The 867-nt window shown below is 55.0% G+C and carries 1 protein-coding gene and 1 pseudogene; both read right to left on the reverse strand.

Annotation, left to right across the window (positions count from 1 at the left end; genetic code table 11):
• Positions 1–379: pseudogene (locus AC1RPG_RS07790) on the reverse strand (hypothetical protein); the annotation flags it as partial.
• Between the two features lie 9 nt (positions 380–388).
• Positions 389–625, reverse strand: coding sequence for a hypothetical protein (locus AC1RPG_RS07795; protein WP_289864647.1), 237 nt, complete (start codon positions 623–625; stop codon positions 389–391).
• Positions 626–867 lie beyond the last annotated feature (242 nt).

Here is an 867-nt window from a genome sequence, read left to right on the forward strand (position 1 = left end):
AGTTAAGAGAGCCTGATTTGAGGCGCGAGATTCGTGAGCCGTCCTCATCAACGGTCACTACCTCTCGACGCTTTCGACTCACGGTTAGTCCCATGTCATCGTCGTCATCCTCAAGCGGATCGCGCTCGGGCTTCACCAAAACAACGTCAGTTACAGGCTGATCACGGTCACGACCTTTTGGTGTCTGTTCCGTGTTTTTGGGAAGGGGCGGACGACCACGCTTTTTAGGCGCAGGTGTTTCCTCGATAGCATCGAGGTCCTGCGCGGGTCGTTTCACCTTTTTCTTAACCTTCTTCTCGGGCGCAGGCTCTTCGGTTTTGGGTCGCAGATCAAATCCCATCATATCTTCGATGGACAACTCTGCTTTTTTCTTAGCCATGACGATTCCTTAGAAGGTGCCGTCCGGCATTGGAATAGCAATCCGGTGCGCTTCGCAGATCATGACGGGAAACCCGTTCGCGTTGCTGCGTTCCATGGGCTTGCGGCATTCAGGGCACAGCCCTGCACCTGCCACATCAGCACTCATGTTAATACGCGCCTCGACCTTATTGGTTGCGGCAGCTGCCGCAATTTGCGTGCGCGTCACGCCCGCCCGAATGAAGGATTGAGGTAGTTGCTGTTTCATGATGACCTCCGTCGATTGATAAGTCGTGTGCAGCTAGTGGTTTCAGCCATGTGGACTATGCGGCGCGGATCGTAGTCGAACACTTTGCTCAGGCCACGTTCCAGCGCGTATATGCCGATGAAGCACGCATCCACTTGGTGTGGGGCTGTGCGCGATGCCTTATACGTCTCTTCGAGCGTAGAGCCCTTGTGACGCTGGTGCCATGCATTCTTCCATTGCGCGGCCGGTATCGTTAGCATCGG

It is taken from the genome of Dellaglioa sp. CoH-57-MRSF-18 (assembly GCF_056781995.1).